The 5,667-nt window shown below is 66.4% G+C and carries 4 protein-coding genes; 1 reads left to right on the forward strand and 3 read right to left on the reverse strand.

The features are described from left to right. Positions 1 to 3,353, reverse strand: a 3,353-nt coding sequence (mfd, locus tag BG35_RS0105745) for a transcription-repair coupling factor (RefSeq protein WP_025782076.1), incomplete at its 3' end; no start/stop codon positions are given. A gap of 271 nt (positions 3,354 to 3,624) precedes the next feature. On the opposite strand from mfd, the gene BG35_RS0105750 reads away from it, so the two are divergent. After that, positions 3,625 to 4,374, forward strand: a complete 750-nt coding sequence (locus BG35_RS0105750; RefSeq protein WP_161632544.1) for a CPP1-like family protein — start codon at positions 3,625 to 3,627, stop codon at positions 4,372 to 4,374. On the opposite strand, the gene hslO is transcribed toward BG35_RS0105750, so the two are convergent. Together hslO and BG35_RS0105760 are read right to left on the reverse strand one after the other, a co-directional pair. Further along, positions 4,361 to 5,269, reverse strand: a complete 909-nt coding sequence (gene hslO, locus BG35_RS0105755) for an Hsp33 family molecular chaperone HslO (protein ID WP_025782078.1) — start codon at positions 5,267 to 5,269, stop codon at positions 4,361 to 4,363. The genes BG35_RS0105750 and hslO overlap by 14 nt on opposite strands. Positions 5,270 to 5,314: 45 nt before the next feature. Continuing rightward, positions 5,315 to 5,667: ATP-binding cassette domain-containing protein (locus tag BG35_RS0105760; protein WP_025782079.1), on the reverse strand; the 353-nt coding region annotated here is incomplete at its 5' end.

Genomic DNA, 5,667 nt, shown 5'->3' on the forward strand with positions numbered 1-5,667 from the left:
AGGCCCTGACGCAGACGGCGGAAGGCCGATTCCTGCAAGGGGGTATCCAGAATGATGTTGCCCTTGTCCGGGCGGATGCGGGACACGCCGCAGCGTTTGGCCAGCAGCTTGAGTTCCATGAGTTGCAGCAGGGTCTGCACCGGCTCCGGCAGGGGACCGTAGCGATCACTCCACGCCGCCGCCAACGCCAGCAGCTCTTCCGGGCTCCGGCAATTGGCTGCAGCCCGGTAGGCGGCCATCTTCTCGTTGCCGTCCACAATCCACACCCCGGGCAGGAAGGCCGGCACCCGCAGATCCACCTGGGTGTCCTCCACCCGGGGGATGTCCTGCCCGCGGATTTCCGCCAGGCACTCCTGGAGCATCTCCATGTAAAGGTCAAAGCCGATGGCCTCCATCTGGCCCGATTGCTCCATCCCCAGCACGTTCCCCGCGCCCCGGATTTCCATATCCCGCATGGCCAACTGATAACCACTGCCCAGTTGGGCAAATTCCTGAATGGCCCGCAGCCGGGAACGGGCCGCGGGAGTGAGCTTCTCCTCATGGGGGTAGAAGAGCCAGGCGTGGGCCTGCACACCGCTGCGGCCCACCCGTCCCCGCAGTTGATAAAGCTGAGCCAGTCCGAAACAGTGGGCATCTTCCACCAGGATGGTGTTCACCCGGGGAATATCCAGGCCGGATTCCACAATGGTGGTGCAGACCAACAGGTCCGCCTCCCCGTCGTTGAACGCCAGCATAGTGGCCTCCAACCGGCCTTCATCCATCTGCCCATGGGCCACCAGCAGCCTCAGGCCAGGGGCCATGCGCTGCAACCTGGCCGCCACGTCGCCCATGCCCTCGATGCGGGGCGCCACGTAGAAAATCTGCCCGCCCCGGTCCAGTTCCTGGCGAATGGCGCTGCGCACCACTTCGTCATCCATGGGCAACAGGTGGGTCTTGATGGGCCGGCGCGAGGGGGGCGGGGTGGCAATGATGCTCATCTCCCGCATGGAGGACAGGCCCATGTACAGGGTGCGGGGGATGGGGGTGGCGCTGAGGGTGAGCACGTCCACGGCCTTGCGCAGGGTTTTGAGCCTTTCCTTCTGCCTGACGCCGAACCGTTGCTCCTCGTCCACCACCACCAGGCCCAGATCCTTGAACACCGTCCCTTTACTCAGCAGCAACTGGGTGCCCACCACCACGTCCAGGGCGCCGTCCGCCAACTGCCGGAGCAGTTCACGGCGTTCCGTGGCGGTGCGAAACCGATTCAGCAATCCCACCTTGACGGGGTAGGGGGCAAAGCGGTCCCGGATGGTGCGCCAGTGCTGCTGGGCCAGCACCGTAGTGGGGGCCATTAGGGCGCATTGCTTCCCGTCCGTGACGCACTTGAAGATGCCCCGCACCGCCACCTCGGTTTTGCCAAACCCCACGTCCCCGCAGATGAGACGGTCCATGGGGTGCGGCGCTTCCATGTCCTGCTTCACCTCGGCAATGGCCTTGAGTTGATCCGGGGTGGGGTCATAGGGGAACGACCCCTCCAGATCCGCCTGCCATGGCCCGTCGGCGGCGAAGGCATGGCCCCGGGCCTCCTGGCGCTCGGCATAGAGCTTCACCAGGTCCATGGCCACCCTGGCCACCGCCTTGCGGGCCCGTTCCTTGGCTTTCTTCCAGGCGCTGCCCCCCATGCGGTTCAACCTGGGGGGCTGCTCACTGTTGGCCCGGTAGCGGCCCAGGCTGCCCAGTTGATCCGCCGCAACCCGCAGCAGACCATCGGTGTACTGCACCACCAGGTAATCCCGGGGCTCGCCGCCGAGGCTGAGTTTTTCCAGCTTCAGGAAGCGGCCAATGCCATGGAGGCGATGCACCACGTAGTCCCCCGGCTGAAGTTTGCAGGGATCCACCGTGCGGCTGGCGGCCCGCTGGCGGCGGCGCACGTAGCCACCGGTGGCCAGGGACTGCTGGCCGAACATCTCCCGGTCGGTGAGCAGCATCACCTTCCAGGCCGGCAGGGCCACCCCCTCCAGTTCCGCCACCCCTTTGGCCTTCAGCACCACGGGCGTGTTCTGATCCAGCAGTCGGGCCACGGCTGGCCGATCCTGGGCATTGGGCACAAAGCGGCTGACGGCGTCGTGCTCCTCCAGCAGGGCCACGGTCCGGGAGGGTTGGGCGGAGAGCAGCCAGAGGTGGGTGCGCTGCCGCTGCTGGTCCCGCACCAGCTTGCCCAGCTTGCCGAACTGGTTGGGGAGGCAGGGCGCCGGCCGCGCCCCGAGGGAGACGTGGTGGGGATGGACCCCGGCCGTATCCAGTTCCGCCAGATCAAATCCCCCCCAGTGGTCCACCCGCTCCAGGCACGTGGTCATGGGCAGATGCAGGACGCCCCGCACCAGGGCCGCCGCCGCCGGGTCCATCCCGTCCTGCAGGCCCTCAAGGTGGCTGGCGGCATGGTCCACCCACTGCTGGCCGTGGGCCAGGCAACGGCGCCGTTCGTCCACCACCACAAGCCCATGGTCGGGCATGTAGTCCAGCAGGGTGGCGGGCTGGGAGAAAGCGGACCCCAACAGTCGCCCCAACCCCTTGGGTGTCCGGCCTTCCCCCAGTGACGCCAGCCCCTCATCCCCCAGCAGGGCCTGCAGCCCTGGCGGCATGGCGGTCCGCAATGGCTGGGCAATGAGGGGACCATAGCCCCTGGGGGTGAGCCAGAGTTGCTCAATGGTGTCCAGGGACCGTTGGCTGGCCGGGTCGAACTCCCGCAACTTGTCCAGTTCATCGCCAAAGAACTCCAGCCGCACGGGCAGTTCGGCGCTGACGGGATACACGTCCACAATGTCCCCCCGTCGACTCCAGGCGCCCTCCTGCTCCACGGTGTTGACCCGTTCGTAGCCCAACCGATCCAGGCGATGGGCCAGGGTGGTCAGATCGGTGGCGTGGCCGCGCCCCATGGTGAGACAACTGGCCTGCAGTACGGCCTTGGGGGGCAGATGGGGCTGCAGGGCCCGCTCACTGGCCACCACCACCGACGGCTCCTGGCTCCCCAGGAGTTCAGCCAGCACCTGAAGCTGGCCGTAGATGATCTCGCTGGTGGGATCCAGGCCCTCATAGGGTGTGGCTTCGCTGGTGGGATACAACAACACCGTGGGCCAGCCCATGGTGTCCAGCAGCGCGGTCCAGCGCCCCGCCTCCTCCATGGTGGGGGTGATCACCAATAGAGAACGCCCCTGCTGCCGGGCCAATGCACTGGTGACCAGCGCCCGCGCCACCCGCACGCCGCCACAGAGACACAGCCGTTGTCCCTGCTCCTGCCCCTGTCGGGTGCGCTGCGCCAGTTCAGTGGTCAGCGCAGCGTGTTGCAACTGATGCACCAGGGAGCCAAGGGGCATGGAAGGGGGAACAGCTCAACAGTGTCGATTCTGGCAAAGCTTCCCGCCCTTCGTTCAGTCACCCATTCGTCCCTGGCCTCGGGGCTGATGCTAAGGCATGGTCAAGAGGAAAAGCCTTGGAAAAAGCTCCCAGAGACTCGGTGGGAGCTTGTTGTGTCCTCTTGTGCCTCGTGTGAGGAGTGCCGAGTCACCTCACCTTGATTATGCACGCCGGAGACCGACTTGGGGGCAATGTGTGGTTTTATTTCCCAATCCTGGAGGGTTGGCGGCCATGGTGGGTGATTCCGGCGCCCCATCCCTTCAGGAAGTGGGTAGGCTTTGGCGTAAAGCACAGCATACGGGCTTGATGGAACCAGGCCACTCCGGGACAGACTCACCCTATGTGCGGCTCGGTGTCGACGACGATGCCAGTTTTGATGCCGTACAGGAAGCCAAAGCCGAGAAATTGGCGGCCTGTGGGGACGACCCGCAGGCCAGGGCCCGCATCGAAGCGGACTATGACGCTGTCCTTCTGGACCGGCTGAAGCAGCGTCAGGCGGGGAAGGTCAGCCAGGGGGCCGTCTCCGCTTCCCGGCAGGAAGCCAGGGCGGCATCCCCCTTGAAACAACTCAAGCTGCCGGCCCTGCCCCAACTGCCCATGGGTCGTTCCGTCAGCCCCCGTTCCCGCCCCGGGTGGTCCATGGAGTGGCCCCGGTTCGGCCTGGCGGCAGGGCAGCGGCTCTGGCTGCCCCTGTTGATCCATGGCGGGCTTTTGGCCTGGATTGCGTTGTTCAGCCCCCGCGCCAGCGCCCTCTCCTTGATTCTGGCCATGGGGACAGGGATCACCATCCTCAATCTGCTGTGGCGCCATGGTCGTTTTTTCAAGGCGGCCTTCTGGGGATTCGCCGGTCTGGCCGTGGGGCTGGGCATGGGGGCCCTGTTGACCCAGCCGCTGGCGGTGACGTCGCCGTTGCAGGAGTTGCAGACCAGCAGCACCCTGGCCCTGCTGGTCCAACTCCTGTTGGCCATCACTGTGGCTTGACGGTCCTCGCCGACAGGCCACGGATCACCTCCCGGAGATCGGCCCCACTGAAGCGGTAGACCTCTGCGCAGAAGTGGCAGGTCATTTCTGCGCCGCCGTCCTGGGCGATCATCTCCTCCAGTTCCTGGATACCCAGAAGTTGCAGGGCCCCACGGCAGCGAGATACCGTGCAACGGCAGTGAAAACCCACAGGCTGGGGCGCCGCAAGGGGTTGGGGATCCAGGGCGCCAAAGAGGGATTGGAGAAGGGCGGCCATATTGCCCCGGTGGGCCTCCAGTTGCCGGCTGAAGCCCTCCACGGCGGCGCATTCCCGCTCCAGAAGCTCCACCAGGGCGGGCTCACTGGCCGCCCTGGGCAACACCTGCGCCAGCACGCCACCGCTGCAGCGGATGCCCTTGCGGGTTATGCGTTCCCCCACAAACACTGCAGAAGGGGTCTGCTCCGAATGAAACAGGTAGGCGGCCAGGTCGTCCCCAATGCCCCCGCTCACCAGTTCCACGGTGCTTTGCCGTGGATCTCCGCTGCCCTCGTCCCGGGTGATCTGAAGATGCCCCCTGCCCACGGCGCGGGCCAGATCGAACCCGCCTCCAGGCGCCAACGCCAACTCCAGATCCGGCGCCTCCACGTAACCCCGCACGCCCCCATCGCGACCGGCATCCACGGTGAGGCCCCGCAGGGGACCCTGACACCGGATCCTCAAGCCGACCCGCGCCCGGGGTGTCTTCATGCTGCTGGCCAGCAGCAGGCCTCCGGCCATGGCCCGCCCCAGCAATGTTGTGGTGAGGTAGGACAAGCCATGGCGACGGCAGGCATAGCGGGTGGAGACCGTGGTCTCCACCGCCACCATCCGGATGCCGCCGCCAGCAGCCACGGCGCGAAGAATCTGGTCGGCCACGGCAGCAGTGGATCCACACAGGCTTGATGGTAATGGCCGGTTCCCCTAACAGGGTTCCAGCGCCCCGTCCTGCAGTTGCCAGCAGCGGGGTTCGATGGGGGCAAACAGTCCGGGCTCATGGGTCACCACCACCAGCACCCGCCCTGTCCGAAGCTGGCCCAGCAATTCCAGAAGACTGTCCCGCGCCGACCCGTCCAGGCCGGCGGTGGGCTCGTCCAGCAGCAGCACCTGGGGATCCCTCAGCAACTGCACCGCCAGGGCCAGACGCCGCTGCTGGCCGCCACTCAAGCGCTCCGGCGGCTGCTTGGAGGAGACATGGGTCAACCCCACCTGGGTCAAAACAGCGCCGAGGCGTTCTTCCGTCAGGCGGCGCTGGCCCAGTTGCAATTCCTGGCCCA

This window comes from Candidatus Synechococcus spongiarum SH4 (assembly GCF_000586015.1).
Lineage (GTDB): Bacteria > Cyanobacteriota > Cyanobacteriia > PCC-6307 > Cyanobiaceae > Synechococcus_B > Synechococcus_B spongiarum_F.